The 20,216-nt window shown below is 41.3% G+C and carries 17 protein-coding genes and 1 other annotated feature; of the genes, 12 read left to right on the top strand and 5 right to left on the bottom strand.

The window, feature by feature from the left end:
* Positions 1-74 precede the first annotated feature (74 nt).
* A complete protein-coding gene (locus tag P3L56_RS06200; RefSeq protein ID WP_272686154.1) occupies positions 75-1,442 on the top strand; it encodes an L-serine ammonia-lyase in 1,368 nt (455 codons plus the stop codon).
* Between the two features lie 75 nt (positions 1,443-1,517).
* Here P3L56_RS06200 and P3L56_RS06195 read toward each other — a convergent pair whose 3' ends face one another.
* Positions 1,518-2,723: a serine hydrolase gene (locus P3L56_RS06195; protein ID WP_042846538.1), complete on the bottom strand. Its 1,206-nt coding sequence runs from the start codon at positions 2,721-2,723 to the stop codon at positions 1,518-1,520.
* Positions 2,724-2,955: 232 nt separating this feature from the next.
* Here P3L56_RS06195 and P3L56_RS06190 point away from each other — a divergent pair, with 232 nt between their 5' ends.
* Complete coding sequence (locus P3L56_RS06190) at positions 2,956-3,579, top strand: glutathione S-transferase family protein (RefSeq protein ID WP_042846539.1); 624 nt, start codon at positions 2,956-2,958, stop codon at positions 3,577-3,579.
* On the opposite strand, the gene P3L56_RS06185 is transcribed toward P3L56_RS06190, so the two are convergent.
* On the bottom strand, positions 3,580-4,407 hold the full coding sequence (locus P3L56_RS06185; RefSeq protein ID WP_166685342.1) for an SDR family oxidoreductase: 828 nt from the start codon (positions 4,405-4,407) through the stop codon (positions 3,580-3,582).
* A 268-nt stretch (positions 4,408-4,675) separates the two neighbouring features.
* Positions 4,676-4,803 (top strand) — a sequence feature (His leader region).
* A gap of 40 nt (positions 4,804-4,843) precedes the next feature.
* Between P3L56_RS06185 and hisG the strand changes: the two genes are divergently transcribed.
* From hisG to hisIE, 8 genes are read left to right on the top strand one after another with little or no spacing between them, the layout of a single operon-like run.
* Positions 4,844-5,743: an ATP phosphoribosyltransferase gene (gene hisG / locus P3L56_RS06180; protein ID WP_042846642.1), complete on the top strand. Its 900-nt coding sequence runs from the start codon at positions 4,844-4,846 to the stop codon at positions 5,741-5,743.
* A gap of 6 nt (positions 5,744-5,749) precedes the next feature.
* A complete protein-coding gene (hisD, locus tag P3L56_RS06175) occupies positions 5,750-7,066 on the top strand; it encodes a histidinol dehydrogenase (protein WP_166685343.1) in 1,317 nt (438 codons plus the stop codon).
* Positions 7,067-7,069: 3 nt separating this feature from the next.
* Positions 7,070-8,140: a histidinol-phosphate transaminase gene (gene hisC, locus P3L56_RS06170; RefSeq protein WP_042846542.1), complete on the top strand. Its 1,071-nt coding sequence runs from the start codon at positions 7,070-7,072 to the stop codon at positions 8,138-8,140.
* Between the two features lie 13 nt (positions 8,141-8,153).
* A complete protein-coding gene (gene hisB / locus P3L56_RS06165) occupies positions 8,154-9,221 on the top strand; it encodes a bifunctional histidinol-phosphatase/imidazoleglycerol-phosphate dehydratase HisB (RefSeq protein ID WP_042846543.1) in 1,068 nt (355 codons plus the stop codon).
* Positions 9,221-9,814, top strand: a complete 594-nt coding sequence (gene hisH, locus P3L56_RS06160) for an imidazole glycerol phosphate synthase subunit HisH (RefSeq protein ID WP_042846544.1) — start codon at positions 9,221-9,223, stop codon at positions 9,812-9,814. Before hisB ends, hisH begins: the two co-directional genes overlap by 1 nt.
* Positions 9,815-9,819: 5 nt before the next feature.
* Positions 9,820-10,557 (top strand): 1-(5-phosphoribosyl)-5-[(5-phosphoribosylamino)methylideneamino]imidazole-4-carboxamide isomerase, encoded by a 738-nt coding sequence (gene hisA, locus P3L56_RS06155; protein ID WP_129466744.1) that lies wholly within the window; start codon positions 9,820-9,822, stop codon positions 10,555-10,557.
* The gene (gene hisF / locus P3L56_RS06150; protein ID WP_042846546.1) at positions 10,539-11,315 is read left to right on the top strand and encodes an imidazole glycerol phosphate synthase subunit HisF; all 777 of its coding nucleotides are present in this window, start codon (positions 10,539-10,541) and stop codon (positions 11,313-11,315) included. The genes hisA and hisF overlap by 19 nt, the downstream gene beginning before the upstream one ends.
* Entirely contained in the window at positions 11,309-11,920 is a 612-nt protein-coding gene (hisIE, locus tag P3L56_RS06145; protein WP_042846547.1) for a bifunctional phosphoribosyl-AMP cyclohydrolase/phosphoribosyl-ATP diphosphatase HisIE, read from the top strand. The genes hisF and hisIE overlap by 7 nt, the downstream gene beginning before the upstream one ends.
* Positions 11,921-11,954: 34 nt before the next feature.
* On the opposite strand, the gene P3L56_RS06140 is transcribed toward hisIE, so the two are convergent.
* Together P3L56_RS06140 and P3L56_RS06135 are read right to left on the bottom strand one after the other, a co-directional pair.
* Positions 11,955-12,941, bottom strand: coding sequence for an ABC transporter substrate-binding protein (locus P3L56_RS06140; protein WP_081363939.1), 987 nt, complete (start codon positions 12,939-12,941; stop codon positions 11,955-11,957).
* Positions 12,942-13,001: 60 nt separating this feature from the next.
* Entirely contained in the window at positions 13,002-15,179 is a 2,178-nt protein-coding gene (locus tag P3L56_RS06135; protein WP_166685346.1) for a TonB-dependent receptor, read from the bottom strand.
* A 350-nt stretch (positions 15,180-15,529) separates the two neighbouring features.
* On the opposite strand from P3L56_RS06135, the gene P3L56_RS06130 reads away from it, so the two are divergent.
* Positions 15,530-16,006, top strand: a complete 477-nt coding sequence (locus tag P3L56_RS06130; protein WP_129466782.1) for a YbaK/prolyl-tRNA synthetase associated domain-containing protein — start codon at positions 15,530-15,532, stop codon at positions 16,004-16,006.
* Between the two features lie 49 nt (positions 16,007-16,055).
* Here the strand turns inward: P3L56_RS06130 and P3L56_RS06125 are convergent, their stop codons facing one another.
* Entirely contained in the window at positions 16,056-16,697 is a 642-nt protein-coding gene (locus P3L56_RS06125; RefSeq protein WP_198861194.1) for a CatB-related O-acetyltransferase, read from the bottom strand.
* Between the two features lie 286 nt (positions 16,698-16,983).
* On the opposite strand from P3L56_RS06125, the gene P3L56_RS06120 reads away from it, so the two are divergent.
* Positions 16,984-20,145, top strand: a complete 3,162-nt coding sequence (locus P3L56_RS06120) for a M66 family metalloprotease (protein ID WP_272686155.1) — start codon at positions 16,984-16,986, stop codon at positions 20,143-20,145.
* The last annotated feature ends 71 nt before the right edge of the window (positions 20,146-20,216 follow it).

Raw genomic sequence — 20,216 nt, 5'->3', positions numbered from 1 at the left:
TTGAAGCTACCAGGTCGTTATTATGAAAATAGCGACCTGATTTCAATGACTTTCTACAAAAGGAAGCACTGAATATGATTAGTGTATTTGATATCTTCAAAATAGGCATCGGCCCTTCAAGTTCCCACACTGTCGGCCCAATGAAAGCGGGCAAACAATTTGTTGATGACCTTATTCAACAAAACTTACTTACCACCACTACACGTATTGCGGTTGATGTATACGGCTCGCTTTCCCTGACAGGTAAAGGCCACGCCACAGATATAGCAATCATTATGGGGCTTGCGGGTAACTTACCCGATACTATTGATATTGACGCTATTCCTGCGTTTATGCGTAATGTCGAGCACACAGGTAAACTTCTTTTAGCCCAAGGGCAACATGAGGTCGATTTTCCGACCGAAGGTGGGATGAACTTTCATCATACCAACTTGCCGCTCCATGAAAATGGAATGACTATCACGGCATTTGCAGGTAACGAAATTCTATACACTAAAAATTACTATTCCATTGGTGGTGGCTTTATCGTTGATGAAGAGCATTTCGGCCAAGAGAATGAAAATGCAGTTCAAGTCCCTTATCCGTTTAAATATGCGGCAGATTTACAAAAGCATTGTAAGGAAACAGGTTTATCCCTTTCTGCACTGGTAATGCAAAATGAATTAGCTTTACGCAGTAAAGATGAAATTCAACATTATTTATCCTCCGTTTGGGATGTAATGAAAGCCGGTATTGAACGCGGCGTGACAACGGAGGGTTTATTACCCGGTCCATTACGTGTCCCTCGCCGTGCCGCAGCACTACGCCGCCAACTTGTCACAACCGATAGCACAAACACAGACCCTATGGCGGTCATTGATTGGATCAACATGTTTGCTCTTGCCGTCAATGAAGAAAATGCTGCCGGTGGCCGCGTTGTAACAGCTCCAACTAACGGCGCCTGTGGCATAGTCCCCGCCGTGTTAGCCTATTATGATAAATTCATTCGCCCTGTGAATGAGAACTCCTACACTCGGTATTTTTTAGTCTCAGGGGTTATCGGTGCTCTATATAAAATGAACGCATCGATTTCAGGTGCTGAAGTTGGTTGCCAAGGGGAAGTTGGTGTTGCTTGTTCAATGGCGGCTGCAGGTCTCGCAGAGTTAATGGGCGGTAGCCCTGAGCAAGTGTGTATCGCCGCGGAAATTGCGATGGAACATAATTTAGGGTTAACTTGTGACCCCGTTGGCGGGCAAGTTCAAGTCCCTTGTATTGAACGAAATGCAATCGCGTCGGTGAAAGCAGTTAATGCGGCGCGTATGGCATTACGACGAGTCAGTGACCCGCGTGTTTGCCTTGATAAAGTTATTGAAACGATGTATGAAACAGGCAAAGACATTAACGCAAAATACCGTGAAACCTCCCAAGGCGGGCTAGCCATTAAACTGGCACACTGCGAATAAATACTTGTATACACTATCTAGCCCTAATCCCCCATAGTGGGGCGGTTAGGGCTAGTTTTAGCTAAAGATAATCACTTACCCAAAGATTGCACTCCACCAGCCGCTGATGGTTTTCATGATATAGTCCCAAATACGACCAAAGAACCCGGCTTCCTCAACAGCAGATTTTGCCACTAAAGGATGTTGCTCAACGACTTCACCATTCAGAATAAAGTTAATCGTCCCTACCGCTTGGTTTTTCGCTAAAGGTGCTTCAAGGGAATCATTTGTAAGCTGAATATCTACTTTTAAATTTTGTAGCTGCCCTTTAGGGATTGTGATAGAAACATCATCAGCAACACCGAGTGAAACCTCCGAGGTATCCCCAAACCAAACCCGTTGTTTCTTCAATGTGGTGTCTGCTTTTATTGGTGTCACCGTTTCAAAAAAGCGAAAACCCCAAGTCAGTAACTTCTCACTTTCTGAAAAACGCACTCGGTCACTTGGCGCCCCTAACACAACAGAAATTAAGCGCATATCACCTTCCGTGGCTGATGCCACTAAATTATGCCCTGCGCCACTAGTGTGCCCTGTTTTTACGCCATCAACTTTTAAATTTTGGTTCCACAACAAACGATTACGGTTAGGTTGGCGAATTTTATTAAAGGTAAATTCTTTCTCTTTATGCAATACATATTCATCGGGGACATCACGGATCATCGCTTGTGTTAAAATAGCCATATCGCGTGCTGTACTAAATTGCCCTTCAGAATCTAGGCCATGAACTGTTTTAAAGTGTGTATTCTTTAAGCCTATTTGTTGCACATAATGGTTCATTAAACTGACAAATGAATCCTGGCTCCCCGCAACATAATCAGCTAAAGCGATACTGGCATCATTCCCTGACTGGATAACAATTCCTTTGTTTAAATCCAATACTGAAACACGGTCTTTCGGCTTCAAAAACATGAGTGAAGAGCCTTTTAATACCGGGTTTCCTGTCGCCCATGCGTCTTCCCCCACTGTTACCATATCCTGCGGCGTAATTTTCCCTGATTTAACTGCCTGACCTACCACATAACTGGTCATAATTTTAGTCAAGCTTGCAGGGTCTAAACGCTCGTCAGGGTTTGCAGACGCTAGGATTTTGCCACTTTTATAATCCATTAGAACGAATGCTTTTGCATCAACTTGAGGAGCAACCGGGGTCTGAGCCGCATACGTACTCCCACTTACGGCAATCAATAGACTCAACCCAACCCCGACTTGTCGGGTTTTTAGGGACAACATTTTTTTACTCATCGGTTATTCCTTCACTTATTCATAAAACATTTAAAATAAATATCATCTTGCTCAACATCACTAAACGATGAAACCACCGCTGTGATCAAATGCGATAACTCAATCTAACCAAGCCTAATATAAGACTTTATTTTCACTGAGACCACCTATAGGAAATAAAGATTTGCCTACGAGTGAATTTAATCTATCTTAACCATGGCTGATGACAAAAAAATCAATTTAGGAGGCTGCAATGTTAACTGTCTGGGGACGCGTCAACTCTTCCAACGTTAAAAAGGTACTTTGGTGCTTAGAAGAATTAAATGTCGCTTATAATCAAAAAGATGTGGGTGGCCCATTTGGTGGGTTAGATACACCTGAATATAAAAAAATGAATCCAAACAGTACAATTCCAACTCTACAGGATGATGACTTTGCACTGTGGGAATCAAATGCAATTTTACGTTACCTTACGGAAAAGTTTGATCACTCTCACTTATTGATCGCTAAAGACCTGCAAGAGAAAGCCGCAGCGGATAAATGGATGGATTGGAGTAGTGCTAATCTGTTTGAACACATCAAGCAGATGATGAACAAAATTGTCCGTGTCCCACAAGCAGAAAGGGACCCAGAACTCGCTAAGGTAATTTATGGCAACATTAATAAATTATTGCAAATTGCCGACGATGCATTAGCAAACCAAGCTTACTTCAGTGGCGACAAATTTGGCATTGCTGATATTGCTATCGCACCGCTATTTTATCCATGGCATGAAATCGTTACCGACCGCCCTGAATTCAAAAATTTAGAGCGTTGGTATCAGCAATTAACCACACGCCCTGCATTCAAAAAAATTGTTATGATCCCAATTAAGTGATTATAGCGTCATATTCATCAAGTCAGGGTTTGGATATTGATATTCAAACCCAAGTTCTTGGCAAATCTTATTACCATTAATTACTTTACCTCCTGACTCATTTATTTCATCAATAAATTCAGGTGGTACTAAGCCAATCGATTTAGCCGCCTTGGTATAGAATTCCGCGCGTGTGGGGTGCGTTGGTGCACACAAGTTAAAAATATGGCCGCCATCAGGCTGCTGAAGCAATAGTAAAATTGCCGTGATAACATCATCTTGATGCACCATATTCACCGGTAGGTTAGCCCCTTTAACCCCTGTTTTACCCGCTAAAAACCGGCCCGCATGGCGTTTCTCTCCCACTAAACCGGCGAGTCGTAAAATATCCACTGAAATGTTCGGCAATTGGTGTAACCAGCGTTCAGCCCTTATGAGTGCCGTCGCTGAGGTTGTTGACCCATTAAGATTCGCTTTTTCCGTGATTTCACCATCTTGCTCCCCATATACCGAGGTAGAAGAGGTAAAAATCACTTTTGGCACTCGAAAAGTGACTGCACAATTAACTAAAGTTTCAATCGCTTCAACGTATTGGTCCACATTCACTTTTGAAGGCGGGAGCAAAATGACCAAGGCATCGCTCTCCACCATAAGCTGAGTTAAATCTTCACTGTCACACTCAATTTCAGGGGTTAGCTTTAATGCATAGCATTCTATACCCACAGCACGGGCGGCCTCTATGCCATCAGGCGTCGTCTTAGTTCCGACAACTTGAATACCCTTTGCTAATAAAGCCTGAGCCAATGGTAACCCAACCCAACCTAGCCCAACGATGGCCACTTTTTTCATACAATCGATCCTCCATTGACTCATTCACTGAAATTCACTCTAGGTTATCTGAAAACCTTAAAACTTCCGAATACATTTTTTGAGGGATTTATCACTATAAATCCTACTCAACTAATTATTATTGGTTATTTTTTAAAAAAAGGTTGCATTCATAGGGGGAAATCGGATAGGTTGAATACCAATGAGTATTTAGTTAGCACAGTGAATGTTTAGTCATTCACGTAAATTAGAGAACGGAAGACATTATGAATCGTATTTCACGCAACCATCATCATCACCATCATCCTGATTAGTCTTTCGGGCGATGTGTGCTGGAAGACGATCAACGAATCTTCCGGTGGCTGAAATGCGAATTGAGAAAACCCTCGGAAGATAATCTTCCGAGGGTTTTTTTATTTTAAAACAAAAATTTATTAAAGGAATATGGGGTAAGGTTATGTTGGATAAATCACGTTTACGTATTGCAATTCAAAAATCAGGTCGTCTGAGTGAAGAATCAAGAGAATTACTATCTCGCTGTGGGATCAAAATTAATTTACAACAACAACGTTTGATTGCTTATGCAGAAAATATGCCTATTGATTTACTTCGTGTCCGCGATGATGACATTCCAGGGCTGGTTATGGATGGCGTTGTTGACCTCGGTATCATTGGTGAAAACGTTCTGGAAGAAGAGCTATTAAATCGCCGTGCTCAAGGTGAAGACCCTCAATATAAAACACTACGTCGCCTTGATTTTGGCGGCTGCCGCCTATCACTTGCTGCACCATTAGATTTCAACTATACCGGTGCAGAATGCTTAAATGGTTCCCGCGTTGCAACTTCTTACCCGCACTTATTAAAACGTTATTTCGACCAAAAAGGCATTCAATTTAAATCATGCTTACTTAATGGCTCAGTTGAAGTTGCACCACGTGCAGGCCTATCAGACGCGATTTGTGACTTAGTCTCAACAGGGGCGACATTAGAGGCAAACGGGCTGAAAGAAGTGGAAGTCATTTACCGTTCAAAAGCCTGTTTAATCCAACGCGATGGTGAAATGTCGGCAGATAAACAGCAACTCATTGACCGCATGATGACCCGAATTCAAGGCGTTATCCAAGCTCGTGAATCTAAATACATCATGTTACACGCGCCAAGTGAAACACTGGAAGAAATTATTGCACTACTGCCTGGTGCTGAGCGCCCAACTATTTTACCTCTAGCGGGTGAACAAAGCCGTGTAGCAATGCACATGGTTAGCTCCGAAACTTTGTTCTGGGAAACCATGGAAAAACTGAAAGCATTAGGCGCAAGTTCAATTCTTGTTCTGCCAATCGAAAAAATGATGGAGTAAATCGTCATGGAAATGGGATTCAACCAGCCAATTCGCTGGGCAGATTGTAACGACCAACAACAAAGTGCATTGCTGATGCGCCCTGCTATTGCTGCCTCTGGCAGCATTACTAGCGCGGTCAGTGACATTATCGACCAAGTCCGTCGTGAAGGTGACCTTGCCCTTCAAACCTTAAGCCGTCGTTTCGATAAAACCGAAATCGACACCGTGCGTATTGCAGCGAATACGGTAGATGAAGCTGAAGCTCGTCTTGGTGATGAAATTAAAACTGCAATGAAAACGGCAATTGGCAATATCCGTCGTTTTCATGAGGCGCAAAAGCCTGTATCAATAACGGTAGAAACCCAAGCTGGTGTTGTTTGCCAGCAAATCACGCGCCCAATTGATGCGGTTGGCTTGTATATTCCGGGTGGTTCCGCGCCATTACTGTCAACGGTTATGATGTTGGGAACACCAGCCAATATTGCGGGTTGTCGGAAAATTATCCTGTGCTCTCCTCCACCAATTGCTGATGAAATTCTGTATGCAGCCAAGCTGTGTGGTATTAGCGATATTTTCCAAGTAGGTGGCGCACAAGCGATTGCCGCCATGGCATTTGGTACCCAAAGCATTCCTACAGTGGATAAAATTTTTGGCCCCGGTAATGCCTATGTCACAGAGGCAAAACGCCAAGTCAGCCAAAGCCATGATGGTGCTGCCATTGATATGCCAGCGGGCCCTTCTGAAGTATTAGTGATTGCGGATAGCGGAGCAAACCCAGCGTTCACCGCATCTGATTTACTATCACAAGCGGAACACGGCCCTGATTCACAAGTCATTTTATTAACTGACGATGAAAACTTTGCCCAGCGCGTGATTGAGGAAACAGAAAAACAATTAGCGCAACTTTCTCGTGCAGAAATTGCAAGGGAAGCACTGAGTGCCAGCCGTGTGATCATCGCTGATTCGATCGAACAATGCGTTGAAATTAGCAATCGCTATGGCCCTGAGCATTTAATATTACAAACCCGCGATGCTGATAACCTAGTCGACGCTATCACTAGTGCAGGGTCAGTATTCGTTGGTGACTGGTCACCGGAGTCTGCGGGGGATTACGCATCAGGGACTAACCACGTTTTACCGACCTATGGCTATACCTCGACTTATTCAAGCCTTGGCCTTGCTGATTTTATGAAACGCATGACCGTACAAAAGTTGTCTAAACAAGGCCTATTAGGGCTAGCCAACACCATCGAAACTTTAGCTCAAGCAGAGCAACTCACCGCTCACAAAAATGCCGTTACCTTACGCGTTAACGAACTAAAAAAACAAAATCAGGAGTAAGTCATGAGCCAAAAATTTAATGCCGCCAGTCTTGCACGTGAAAATGTTAAAACCATGACCCCTTATATGTCTGCACGGCGCTTAGGTGGAAATGGTGATGTCTGGCTCAATGCCAACGAATACCCCATTGCCCCTGATTATCAATTCAGTGAACATAACCTTAACCGTTACCCTGAATGCCAACCGGTTGCCGTAATCAATAACTATGCGGCTTATACGCAAATTACACCAGAACAGGTGTTGGTTTGCCGTGGAGCCGATGAGTCCATTGAGTTGTTGATCCGCGCATTTTGTGAGCCGGGAAAAGATGCGGTGATGTTTTGCCCGCCAACCTATGGCATGTACAGCGTCAGTGCAGAAACCTTTGGTGTTGAACAAAAGAAAATCATGGCGTTGCCAGACTGGGCATTAAACGTTAATGCAATCCGTGAAAACTTATCTAATACCAAACTGATTTATATTTGTAGCCCAAATAACCCAACGGGCAATATCATCGATAATAAAGATTTACGTGAAGTGTTAGATATGGCAGCGGGCCGTGCATTGGTGGTAGTTGATGAAGCCTATATTGAATTTTGCCCGCAATATAGCGTGACTACTTGGTTAGCAGAATACCCAAATTTAGTTATTTTAAGAACCTTATCAAAAGCTTTCGCTCTCGCTGGGTTACGTTGTGGTTTTACCCTTGCTTCACCTGAAGTTATTGAAGTGCTATTAAAAGTGATTGCGCCTTATCCATTATCAACACCGGTTGCCATGATTGCGGCTCAAGCCTTAGATGAACAAGGCATAACCACCATGAGAAACCGCGTAAAAACCGTAACAGAAAACCGCATCGCCCTCAGTGAAGCCCTGCGTGACTTATCGGTGGTTGAACATGTTTATCCGAGTGAAACTAACTATATTTTAGTGCGCTTTAAAGATGGCAATAAAGTGTTTAAAGCCCTGTGGGATCAAGGCATTATTTTACGTGACCAAAGTAAACAACCTGGTCTTGAAAACTGTTTACGCATTACTATCGGGACAGAAATTGAAAATACCCGTGTTATTGAAGCTATTGCAGCACTTTGCTAATTAGGAATGACTCATGAGCCAGAAAATTCTTTTTATCGACCGTGATGGTACCTTAATTACTGAGCCACCGACGGATTTTCAAGTCGACAGCTTAAACAAACTCGCCTTTGAAAAAGCGGTCATTCCTAGCTTACTTGCTCTGCAAAAAGCCAATTACCGCTTAGTGATGATAACCAACCAAGATGGCTTAGGCACCGATAGCTTCCCAACTGCTGACTTTGAACCACCCCATAATTTAATGATGCAAATTTTCACTTCTCAAGGCATCACGTTTGACGAAGTTCTAATTTGCCCTCATAAGCCTGAAGATAACTGCCCTTGCCGTAAACCTAAACTTCAATTGGTAGAACGCTATTTAGATAGCAATGTATTAGATAGCGAAAACAGCTATGTGATTGGTGACCGCGAAACCGATATTCAGCTTGCTGATAATATGGGGATCAAAGGCTTACGTTATAATGCAACTGAGCTTGATTGGGAAGCGATCACAGCACAACTCACTAAACGTAATCGCCATGCACGAGTAGAACGCGTTACCAAAGAAACGAATATACAAGTAGAAGTTTGGTTAGACCAAGAAGGTGGCAGTAAAATCAACACTGGGGTTGGCTTCTTCGACCACATGTTAGACCAAATAGCGACCCATGGCGGCTTCCGTTTAAATATCGAGGTCAATGGTGACTTATTTATTGATGACCACCACACAGTTGAAGACACAGGGCTTGCATTAGGTGAAGCTCTCAGAATTGCTTTAGGTGATAAACGAGGCATCGCACGCTTTGGTTTCGTGCTCCCAATGGATGAATGCCAAGCACGCTGCGCACTGGATATTTCAGGTCGCCCTCACCTTGAATATAAAGCAGAATTTAAATACCAACGCGTAGGTGATTTAAGTACAGAAATGATTGAGCACTTTTTTAGCTCACTTTCCTATGCAATGGGCTGCACATTACACCTAAAAACAAAAGGAAAAAACGATCACCACAAAGCAGAAAGCTTATTTAAAGTCTTTGGTCGGACACTGCGCCAAGCGATCCGCGTTGAAGGGGATACCCTCCCAAGCTCAAAAGGGGTTTTGTGATGAACGTCGTCATCCTTGATACTGGCTGTGCTAATTTGGCGTCTGTCGCTTATGCAGTAAAACGTTTAGGCTATGACCCGGTGATCAGCCGAGAAACCAATACTATTTTACAGGCAGACAAGGTGTTTCTACCCGGTGTCGGTACCGCTAGTGCCGCAATGGAAAAGCTCATTGAGCGTGAATTAGTCCCATTAATTAAGGCGCTAACTCAACCTGTATTAGGTATCTGTTTAGGGATGCAATTGCTTGGCTCCTTTAGCGAAGAAGGGCAAACAAATATCCCATTACTGGGGCTGATTGATAGCCCAGTACAAAAAATGGATGCTAACGGTTTACCTGTTCCCCATAGTGGTTGGAACCAAGTCAAAGCACTTGCTGGAAACCCGTTATTTAAAGGCATTGCCGATGATGCTTATTTTTATTTTGTACACGGCTATGCTATGCCTATTTCAGCGAATACCATTGCGCAAACACAATATGGAAATTTATTTAGCAGTGCTATCAATCGCGATAATTTCTATGGCGTACAATTTCACCCAGAGCGCTCTGGGGCTGCGGGTTCTCGCTTGATTCAGAATTTTTTGGAGATGTAATTACCATGATCATTCCTGCATTAGATTTAATCGATGGCACGGTAGTACGGTTACACCAAGGGGATTACGCTAAGCAAACAGATTACGGTAATGACCCTCTGCCACGCTTGCAACAGTATGAAAAAGAAGGCGCAAAACTCTTACACCTTGTGGATTTAACGGGGGCTAAAGACCCGCAAAAACGCCAAATTCCACTTCTTAAAAAATTATTAGCTGGCGTTAGTGTGCCGGTGCAAGTTGGTGGCGGTATTCGTAGCGAAGACGATGTTAAAGCATTGCTAGAGGCCGGTGCGACTCGCGTGGTGATCGGCTCAACGGCCGTAACAAAACCTGATCTCGTAAAAACTTGGTTTGAAACCTATGGTGGAGAAGCCATTGTACTGGCTCTAGATGTACGCATTAACGCCGAAGGTGTAAAAGAAATTGCTATCAGTGGTTGGCAAGAAAACTCAAATTTAACATTAGAACAAGCCATTGAAATCTATCAACCTTATGGTTTAAAACATGTGCTCTGCACCGATATCTCTAAAGATGGCACGTTAACCGGCTCTAATGTGAATTTATACCAAGAAATCAGCCAAAAATTCCCTGATATTGCCTTTCAAGCATCTGGAGGAATTGGTAATTTAGACGATATTGCGGCTATTCCAGCATCTGGTGCCGCCGGGGTTATTGTTGGTCGTGCATTATTGGAAGGCAAATTTACCGTTACGGAGGCAATCGAATGTTGGCAAAACGCATAATTCCGTGTTTGGACGTCCGTGATGGCCAAGTCGTTAAAGGGGTGCAGTTTCGTAATCACGAAATCATCGGTGATATCGTTCCTTTAGCGCAACGCTACGCACAAGAAGGCGCTGATGAACTGGTATTCTACGATATTACAGCTTCGTCGGATGGCCGCGTTGTGGATAAAAGCTGGGTCGCTAAAGTTGCTGAGGTGATTGATATTCCATTTTGTGTAGCGGGTGGTATTAAAAGCGTTGAAGATGCAGCTCAAATACTGTCTTTTGGTGCAGACAAAATTTCAATTAATTCCCCTGCGTTATCTGACCCAACCTTAATCAGCCGCTTAGCAGATAGGTTTGGCGTACAATGTATTGTTGTTGGTATCGATACTTGGTTTGATGACAGTACTAATGAATACCTTGTATACCAATTTACCGGTGATGAAAAACGTACAACACAAACTCATTGGAAAACCCTCGATTGGGTCAAAGAAGTGCAACAACGTGGCGCAGGGGAAATCGTTTTGAATATGATGAACCAAGATGGCGTCCGCCAAGGATATGACCTTGTTCAACTGAAAAAAGTCCGTGATGTGTGCCAAGTACCACTCATCGCATCAGGCGGTGCGGGGGAAAAAGTCCATTTTCTTGATGCCTTTGCTGACGCCAATGTTGATGGGGCTTTAGCCGCCTCGGTTTTCCATAAACAAATTATTAATATCGGTGAGTTAAAACAGTACCTAGCCGAAAATGGAGTTCAAATTAGAGTATGTTAACCACAGAACAATGTAGCCAACTGGCATGGCAAAAAGTCGATAATTTAATGCCTGTGATCGTGCAACATGCCGTATCAGGGGATGTATTAATGCTTGGGTATATGAACCCTGAAGCATTACAAACCACTTTAGACAGCCGTAAAGTCACTTTTTATTCTCGAACTAAACAACGTTTGTGGACCAAAGGTGAAACATCAAATAATTTTTTAAATTTAGTTGATATTTACCCTGATTGTGACAGCGATACTTTATTGGCGCTCGCCTTACCGGATGGCCCAACATGTCATAAAGGCACTCAAAGTTGCTTTGCTCCCGCACAAAGTGATTGGGGCTTTCTGTTTGAGCTAGAAACCTTGCTAAAAGAGCGAAAAACGGCATCACCTGAAAGCTCTTATACCGCTCGTTTATATGCAAGTGGCACTAAACGTATCGCCCAAAAAGTTGGGGAAGAAGGTGTTGAAACGGCCTTAGCAGCCACCGTCAATGACCGCGCTGAATTAACTAACGAAGCCGCTGATTTGATGTATCACTTAATGGTACTACTGCAAGACCAAGAACTTGATTTAAGTACTATTATTAAACGTTTAAAAGAACGTCACCAATAAATCAATAGCTGCCAGTTTTACTGGCAGCTAAATTTTAAGGGTTCAAAATTTTATCGATTTGCTGGTCACTGAGGCGAATTGCAAAGAATTTCAGGTAAAAATCTGCGGTTTCCTGTTTCATGTCAATATCCGCAAAGCGTTCGGGGTAAAGTGTTTGCGCCAACCATAAAAATTGTAATGCTTCTTCTGACGTCTCACGGCACCACCAGAACATACCCTTTGGGTTCACATATACTTGCTGGTTCTTTACTGCGCGAAGCGCACTCCACTGAGCTGATGATTTTATTATCTGTGCATCTTCTTTATTCATTGCCACTATTACATCAGGGTTCGCCGCAATAATAGTTTCGAGTAAAACTTCACCAGAATTATTTTTCTTATTGGAAAACCATGTTTCAGCGACATTTTTTGCGCCAGCTAAATCCATCCAGTCTTGGTTTAATGACGGACGACCAGAGGTAAATAACGCACTCCCCATACTATGGTACACCGTCCGCTTCTCTCCCTCGGTTAACCCGACTAAGCGTTCGCTGACTAATGTAATATTGCGGTCAAAATAACGTTGATATTCTATCGCTTTTTGCTGTGCATCCGGGCCTAGCTCAACCGCCGTTGCTTGTACTCTTTCCTGCAAAGCTTGTAGTGAATTGGCAGGGTACTCCACAACTTTCACCCCCGCACTTTCTAAAATGTCTCTCTGTGGTACTTCCATCCCTTTTGCAACAAACAATAATTGTGTTTGTAATGAAATAATCTGTTCTGGGTTTAATTGGTTACTTAGGCTGATAACTGGAACATTATCAATGTTGGGTAACATTTGGCGAAATAATGGAATTTTCTTCGCAATCACCGATGTACCAACAATCTGCTCACCATACCCCAACATCATAATAATGGTATTTTGTGCCGGCCATGGTGTCGCAATCCGTAGATCGGGATTATCTGTTTTCGCTAGGGATAAACCATAAGTTAGCAGCCCTACCAGCAAAATAACCGTTTGTAAAAAATCAGCTTTTCTCATATTTGTCACCCTTCTTTGCTGAATAATAAAGAAGGGTGCCCCTTATTTTTATAGGATTAATTAGAAATCAAAAGTTGCGGTTGCGCGTACTTCACGGCCTGAACCTACAAATGCGCTATTACCACCGCCTTGGCCATTATTTCCCCCCGGGAAAATCGATGCCCAATAACGCTTATCTGTCACATTATTAACGGATAACCTAAAAGTGGTAGGAACAAGACCTATTTTGGTGCTGTAACGAGCCCCTAGGTCTAAAGTGGTGTAGCTATCTATCCAACTCGTATTTGTATCATTAGCGGCACGTTTTCCGCTGTAATGCACATTAGCGCTATAAACCAGTTCAGGCACCGATGGTAAGCTATACTCTACGAGCATATTGGCTTGGACTTTAGGTACCCCAACGACGCGTTTGTCTTTAGTCGATATTAACCCTGTATCTGTTAATTTAGGGTCAAGAAAAGTCACACCACTATAGATATTTAACCCCTGCCATACATGGCCTGTCGCGCTAAGCTCAAGCCCTCGATTTACTTGTTTTCCCTGTTCACGAAAGAGATCATTACCATCCACATAAGCAAATGGCCGTTCTAAATGAAACAACGCAGCCCCTAGGTTTAAGTCGGCAACATCGGCTTTAATTCCCAACTCATATTGCTTACTACGGTAAGGGTCTAAAGTATGCCCTTCATTTTTAATACCTTGTCCTAATGGAGCAGTATCTCCTTCCTCCAGTGAATCCGCATAGCTAATATAGGTCATTACTTGTGGGCTAATTTTGTACATCAGTGCCGCTTGTGGGCTAAGACCATGATGATGAGTTTGACTCGTTTTATGGTGTTGTTTATCAAAACTACGGCTTTCTAACCAACTTTGACTGAGGTAAAACATTGCAGACCATTGGGGGTCAAAGGTGATGGTATCGCCAATTGTGATACTTTGTTGGCGATTTTCAGCCGATTTATAACGTGAGCCCCCCGTATGGATCTTACCATCAGAAGGCTCTTCCATTGGCGATGGATGGTACATATTGGTATCACCTAAATTGCGTCGAGTACTATTTTCTTTTGAGCTATAAATCGACCACACATAGCCATTCGTCGCTAACGACAAATCATGAGCGATTGGCCCTGTCTCCACATGGCCATTTAACATTACGGAGTGACTTAGCACTCTAAAGCGCCCCGATGCAGGAGAATCCATCAACGATCGGGAAATCGTTCCATTATTATCTTGAATAGCACTGGTTACCGTCCGCATAGCTCTATCTGCTTGTTGATAGCCTACCCCAGCTTTCAATGACCAATCTTCATTAAAATCATGAAGTAAGCGAGTGCTAACTGTATCAGTAGTTAAATCATTGCCTGCGGTATGTAGTGCTAAGTTTTTATCTTGTGGATTTGGTGCTTTTGGTAACTTAACCTTAGGACCATAGCTGAAACTCCCCACATACCCTTTTTGCACAAAGTTATAATGGCTCGCATTAAGTTGTAATTGCGTACCAGGCTGAATATTCCAATCCAGTGCTAATGAGGCAAATTTACGCCGTAATGTACTATCATCTACACTGCCCGTACCTTCTTCATCCAGTAAGTTAAGACGGTAGCCAAAGCGCTTATTTTCATCAAAATACCCTCCTAAGTCCCCATGACCACTATAGGCATTACGGCTTTGATAGCCTAACGTTAAGCGTTGCACATCCTCAGGTCGTTTGGCCGTAAAATTAAACTGCCCCGCTGGACTTGCAGGGCCATACAATGCCCCCGTCAAACTATTAATGATGTCGACCCTGTCCAGCATTTCAACAGGGAATGCTGTGGTCGAAATAATATACAAATCATCAAGGCGACTATTTGCCACCACACTACCCTGCATTCCTCTGCTTTGAGGACGCCCAACATCCATGCCCCCTCGGGCTTGCATTTGTGTACTTGGTGCAAACTTCAACAATTCACTCAAACTTTTAGCTTGTTGGTTATTGATTATTTCGCGGCTAATAGTGGTTGTGGAGTATGGTGTATCAATCCATTCCAAATTCCCTAATGGGCCAATATCAATTTGTGAAGTAAAAAAGCCGGCTCCGGCTTGCGCTTCTGTCGTGACATCGTTTGGCGCTGCTGTCACCAACATACGGTCTTGTTTAGGTTTAGCTAGTTGCTCAGAGACTTGAGCAGCAACAATAGATGGGGCTATCCCTGCAATAAGAGGCAATATTACAGATAAGTTAAATTTACGGTTCATATTATCTTTTCGTTATATAAAACTTTATATTACCGATAATAAAATACAGCGTAAATGATCAACCTCAATTCTTAACAATTTGTATTCTCACTAACTCATGAAAAAACATAACTATAACGGTTTGATTTTAATAGAAATAAAAAACAAAATAGCATATGAAATAGAAAAGGCTATAAACTAACCAATAAAACAGATTAAAACCGCATCTGATATGCAATTTATAATATTTAGCATATTTTGATTTTTAACATCCCTTGGTTTTGCGGTTGTATCTGCATGTAAACTTGCTATCATTCCCTGATATTGATGTGGTTTTAAAGGGAATAACAGTGTCTGAAAATTCTATTTTTATGCAGTTAACACAATTACTTAATAAAAATAATGCAAAGTATCGTGTGATGGAGCACCCCACCGCTGGGAAATCAGAAGAAGTGGCAAAAATACGTGGCACTCAACTTGGGCAAGGTGCAAAGGGATTGGTATGTCATGTTAAAGGTAATGGTATCCGCCAGCATGTACTCGCGATTTTGCCAGCAGATAAACAAGCCGATTTAAACAAAATTGCACTGGCAATTGGTGGAACTCGTGCGTCCTTAGCAAGCCCGAAAGAAGTGGATGAACTCACGCAATGTGTATTCGGTGCGATCCCCCCTTTTAGCTTTCATCCCAATTTAAAGCTCATTGCTGACCCGCTGCTGTTTGAACGTTTTGAGGAATTAGCCTTTAATGCAGGCACATTAGAACGCTCGATTATTTTAAATACAAAAGATTACCAAAGAATAGCCAAGCCCACTTTAGTAAAGTTTATTCGTATAGAAGAAAGCTAACCATCTAATCGTAAAAAGGGTTATTCCATAGAATAACCCTAAATGACAATTACTGATTAAGCTGCCGGTCGTATTCAATACTGGCTTGCTTTAGTGCCTGAAAATCAGATCCACAAATCACGCGCTTTAAAGCGGAGAATTTTGCTTCTGGCCAATCATAGATTTTCAGCGCCAAGAGTTCGCTAATCACTTCGGGCGAAAACCGGTGTTTAACTGGCTTGGCAGGGTTCCCCCCAACAATGCTATAAGGCTCAACATCTTTAACAACCACACTGTTGCTCGCAATGACGGCTCCCTCACCAATTTTGACACCCGGCATGATAAAAGCTCGCATGCCAATCCATGCTCCGTCACCAATCACCGTATCCCCCTTTCCTATATAAGCTTCCTCAATATATTCAAGGAAAGGATATAAACAAAACCAATCCATTCGATGAGTATGATTCCCACCCATCAAAATCACGGCTTCACTGCCAATACAAACATAGTCCCCAATGTAAAGTTGGTCTACATGCCACGCAAGCTGCCAATCTCGACTTTGCTCATCCCCCTGAAGGTAACGAACAACCGAATTTTCAAAGCCATTATCCCAACAATCACTGTAGTAGCTATGCTTACCTTTAATATGAATATTAGGGTTTTGCACAACCTCATGCAGTAATTCATATTTTGACCAATGCTTTTTATTCATGGTAATAAACCTTTTAATCCGTTTATATTTACCATAGAACGCTGTCTATGGTGATGTATTCGCGTTCAAAATACATCACCTTTAGCTACCCTTGGCTTATTTAACAATGGATTCTGCATATTCAATACTCAGCTAGAAATATCATACAAACTTACCATTAATTAAAGTTTAAGACTAACTGTTAGTCAATCATGATTATTAGCTGCACTTTATTTAATATAATATTGATAAGTAATTTTAATTAATTACTTGATTGATAAATACCAAAAATATAAAAAGGAATTTTATGTTTAATCCTACTACGAGCGCACTACCATCAATAACAGAAATAATCGGGGCTGAAAATACCTATCCCTTCACTCTTAACCCTGAAAATGATAACAGAATTTTATTAGATATATGGCACATCATACATGAAGCTAATACTAACCCATTAATAAGTGATAAATACCTAGAAGTACAATTATTCCAGCAACGGTTCAACGATATCATTAATGCAAAAATGAAGTATTTTAATAAAAACCAATTTCCTAATGACCTTATTGGGGGATTAAAGGCTAATGTCACTTTTGCTCAAGCCAGTATAATCCCTGCCAAAAATAGAATTGCTGGAGACACACACCCAACTCTAGTTTCCGACCGTAATACTTTGATACTGGTAAAACCCCATAAAATTATTGCAGAGAGTGAACCTTTTCAATTCAAAATATTTGATAAAAAAAACAACTTATTAATAACTAAAGAGCTTCTTCCCCCTTCAAAACTCCCCCCCACTGCAAATAACCATATTCCAGAAACTGACTTATTACCTCACTATTTTAATAAAACAAATAAATTTGACCTGACTATTAACCATAATGATGACCTAGAAAAGGTAACAGAAAACCCCATTTACTTTGATAAGTTAATTAAAATAAATGATAAAATAAACATAATATTCAATGCCCCTTTCCCGCAGAAAACCTTTGTAATTAATAATAACACTGAATATAGCTATAAATACATCTCTATTTACAATGATTCAAATAAAACCGTAAAAATTGAATATGGTAATAAGCATACCTCACTAAAAAAAAACAATAGCCTTATTTTCATTTGTGATGGAAATGGCCGATGGCAAACAAAGAAGGATGTAGAAATATCTGAGTACTACCGGGTTACACCATCTTCTTTCGAATTTAAACTAAAAGGATTTACTCAATTACTCGCCCCCCGAAAAGAGGGCAGAACTGACACAAATAATTTAGACCAATATTTTAAAATTCACTCGAGTATAGAACTTGAATTAACAGATAATGATTGGGTTAAAAAAATTTACTTAATTAATAACAAGCAGCATAGTGGTAAAAAAATACTGTTTTCATCCAAAACTAAAAAACAAACGGAGATTAGCTTCAATAATAATATTGTCTCACTGAAAAAAGGTGAACAACGACTTCTCGTTTGTAACTTTGATGGTGTATGGGAAAACACTCCCATTGCTGCTCCCCCACCATTAACTATTTCACCTTCTATAATAGACGGCAGTTTATATGACTTACTCATTAGTGATAACTCACAAATCCAAAAAATCACCAATGATAGTGAATCTTTTAACCAGCTAATCGCACACAATGAAACGATAAAAATAGCAACTAGTGATGGGAATTGGGCGCCAAAATTTCGACTTAACGCTAATGACTTTTTCCATAATAAGAAAGTTATGTTTTCATCCGAAGCTTCTTATACCAGTTCTATTTTCTACGGCAGTAAAAAATATGAGCTAAAAACAGGCGAAAAAATCACTTTTATTTATGATATTAAAAAAAAATGGGTCCCGATAACAGAACCTACCACAAGCGCCCCGCTTGAAAACCTCGCCTATTCAGAAAATACTTGGTCAGCTATCATTCCTAAAGAATATATAAAACCGGGGATACGCTTTGAGTTCAATACCCTTGAGTCTACAGGAGCGCTTAATGATGTGAAAATTGGTGCTCCCAATATCCTGATGATTAACACTATAGATATTGGTATGTTAACCCCCCCAAGGAATGAGTTTGACTTTCAAAATAACCATGAGTTAAACCGCCAATATGGCCAAACAGTCCCCGCTGCGACATTGATTGTAACTCGTTTTGACCCCGTCTACTTAACTCAAGTTGTTACCCCTCGTGGTGAGCTATTTATTGATAAAGCAACAGGCGAAGGGGGTGGTCATGACGGGAATATGCGACATGAGATTGCCAAAGACCTCATTTCTGACGGCATTAATTCAGCCAACTATGGTATTAATAGTTCTCAGGCATCAGCTCCATCATTTCTCCCCACATTCCAAGTAACCATGCATAATTCTGTTGGCGTATACGAAAATGGCATACAACATCATGGTTGGTCGGGAGGCGGTGGAAAAGCCACATTATATGAATCAAAGGGAAATGAGGTTAGCCATGAATTAGGTCATAATTTTGGCTTAGGTGATTATCACGGCGGTCCTGAAGGCGGAACACACACCACACCCGATAAAAAAAACTCATCATGGCTATGGGATTGTGAGTACAATTATTTTATTCCTAACTTGTCACACGACGGGGTATTTAATACTGATGCAATGTCTAGTGGCTACCCTTTCGACTCAAACTATAATTCTTTTACCGCTTACACACCAAATTCATTAGCTGCAATTCAAAAACGGCTTCAAAATAGTTATATATTTTCCCCTGAATCGACGACTGGTTATAAAAAATGGGATTCTGAAAAAGCAGAAATGGTAGATGCCAGCCCTGATCTTTCAGAATTTATATTCTTTCATTATTCGACAAAGAATGGGGAAAATTTAACCGATGAAAAACTTAATACTTTTGCAGAGAAATATAAGTTTATTCACATACAAAGTGGTAATGGCTACCATACTCCTAATATGATTTTCCCTCCTGCCACGCCTAAAAATAAAGGCTCAATCATAAAAATAAGCTCATTTGCAGACTGGAGTAGTAATGTAATCGTCAATAGCGTTGAAAGTAAAATAACTAAAGACAAAATACTATCTTATATTTCGAATGGCCATACTTGGCAAAAAATAGAGAGCCAAGGGATATATAAAAAACCTGATAAACAAGGCGTCCCTATTATTACCTTAACCGGGTTTTATGACCCCGACGGCAAGTTTAAAAGGCAAAGCTGTATACCTCTCTATGGTTCTTTCGGCATGGTTTATCGACCTGATGAACACATTTCCCCTGACTCACCATATTTAGAAGTAATATTACAAGATGGCACAATTAATAAATACCAACTGCATGCCTTTAGAATGAAAGAGGGCCTGATGAATAAATACCATGTCAATATTGAATGGAAGCTTAACCCAGTAAAAGTGAATATTTATGTTAATAATAAAATAGTTCACACTGAAGATATCGAAATAAAAACCCTAAAACACCCAACAACAATTAATGGGGAAATAGTTTAATGTTGATATAAGGTATTAGCATAAAGTAATCTCAAGGCTCAATTAACATTGCTAACTAATCGAGCCTTGAA

It is taken from the genome of Providencia sp. PROV024 (assembly GCF_032709665.1).
In the GTDB taxonomy this organism is placed as follows: domain Bacteria; phylum Pseudomonadota; class Gammaproteobacteria; order Enterobacterales; family Enterobacteriaceae; genus Providencia; species Providencia huashanensis.
The sequence above is the reverse complement of the archived record's forward strand: the minus strand, read 5'-3'. Positions and strand labels throughout refer to the sequence as shown.

Bases quoted from the DNA above. Each gene is read 5' to 3' on its own strand.
- P3L56_RS06200 (WP_272686154.1), top strand. From the start codon at position 75: ATGATTAGTGTATTTGATATCTTCAAAATAGGCATCGGCCCTTCAAGT.
- P3L56_RS06195 (WP_042846538.1), bottom strand. From the start codon at position 2,723: ATGAGTAAAAAAATGTTGTCCCTAAAAACCCGACAAGTCGGGGTTGGG.
- P3L56_RS06190 (WP_042846539.1), top strand. From the start codon at position 2,956: ATGTTAACTGTCTGGGGACGCGTCAACTCTTCCAACGTTAAAAAGGTA.
- P3L56_RS06185 (WP_166685342.1), bottom strand. From the start codon at position 4,407: ATGAAAAAAGTGGCCATCGTTGGGCTAGGTTGGGTTGGGTTACCATTG.
- hisG (WP_042846642.1), top strand. From the start codon at position 4,844: ATGTTGGATAAATCACGTTTACGTATTGCAATTCAAAAATCAGGTCGT.
- hisD (WP_166685343.1), top strand. From the start codon at position 5,750: ATGGAAATGGGATTCAACCAGCCAATTCGCTGGGCAGATTGTAACGAC.
- hisC (WP_042846542.1), top strand. From the start codon at position 7,070: ATGAGCCAAAAATTTAATGCCGCCAGTCTTGCACGTGAAAATGTTAAA.
- hisB (WP_042846543.1), top strand. From the start codon at position 8,154: ATGAGCCAGAAAATTCTTTTTATCGACCGTGATGGTACCTTAATTACT.
- hisH (WP_042846544.1), top strand. From the start codon at position 9,221: ATGAACGTCGTCATCCTTGATACTGGCTGTGCTAATTTGGCGTCTGTC.
- hisA (WP_129466744.1), top strand. From the start codon at position 9,820: ATGATCATTCCTGCATTAGATTTAATCGATGGCACGGTAGTACGGTTA.
- hisF (WP_042846546.1), top strand. From the start codon at position 10,539: ATGTTGGCAAAACGCATAATTCCGTGTTTGGACGTCCGTGATGGCCAA.
- hisIE (WP_042846547.1), top strand. From the start codon at position 11,309: ATGTTAACCACAGAACAATGTAGCCAACTGGCATGGCAAAAAGTCGAT.
- P3L56_RS06140 (WP_081363939.1), bottom strand. From the start codon at position 12,941: ATGAGAAAAGCTGATTTTTTACAAACGGTTATTTTGCTGGTAGGGCTG.
- P3L56_RS06135 (WP_166685346.1), bottom strand. From the start codon at position 15,179: ATGAACCGTAAATTTAACTTATCTGTAATATTGCCTCTTATTGCAGGG.
- P3L56_RS06130 (WP_129466782.1), top strand. From the start codon at position 15,530: ATGCAGTTAACACAATTACTTAATAAAAATAATGCAAAGTATCGTGTG.
- P3L56_RS06125 (WP_198861194.1), bottom strand. From the start codon at position 16,697: ATGAATAAAAAGCATTGGTCAAAATATGAATTACTGCATGAGGTTGTG.
- P3L56_RS06120 (WP_272686155.1), top strand. From the start codon at position 16,984: ATGTTTAATCCTACTACGAGCGCACTACCATCAATAACAGAAATAATC.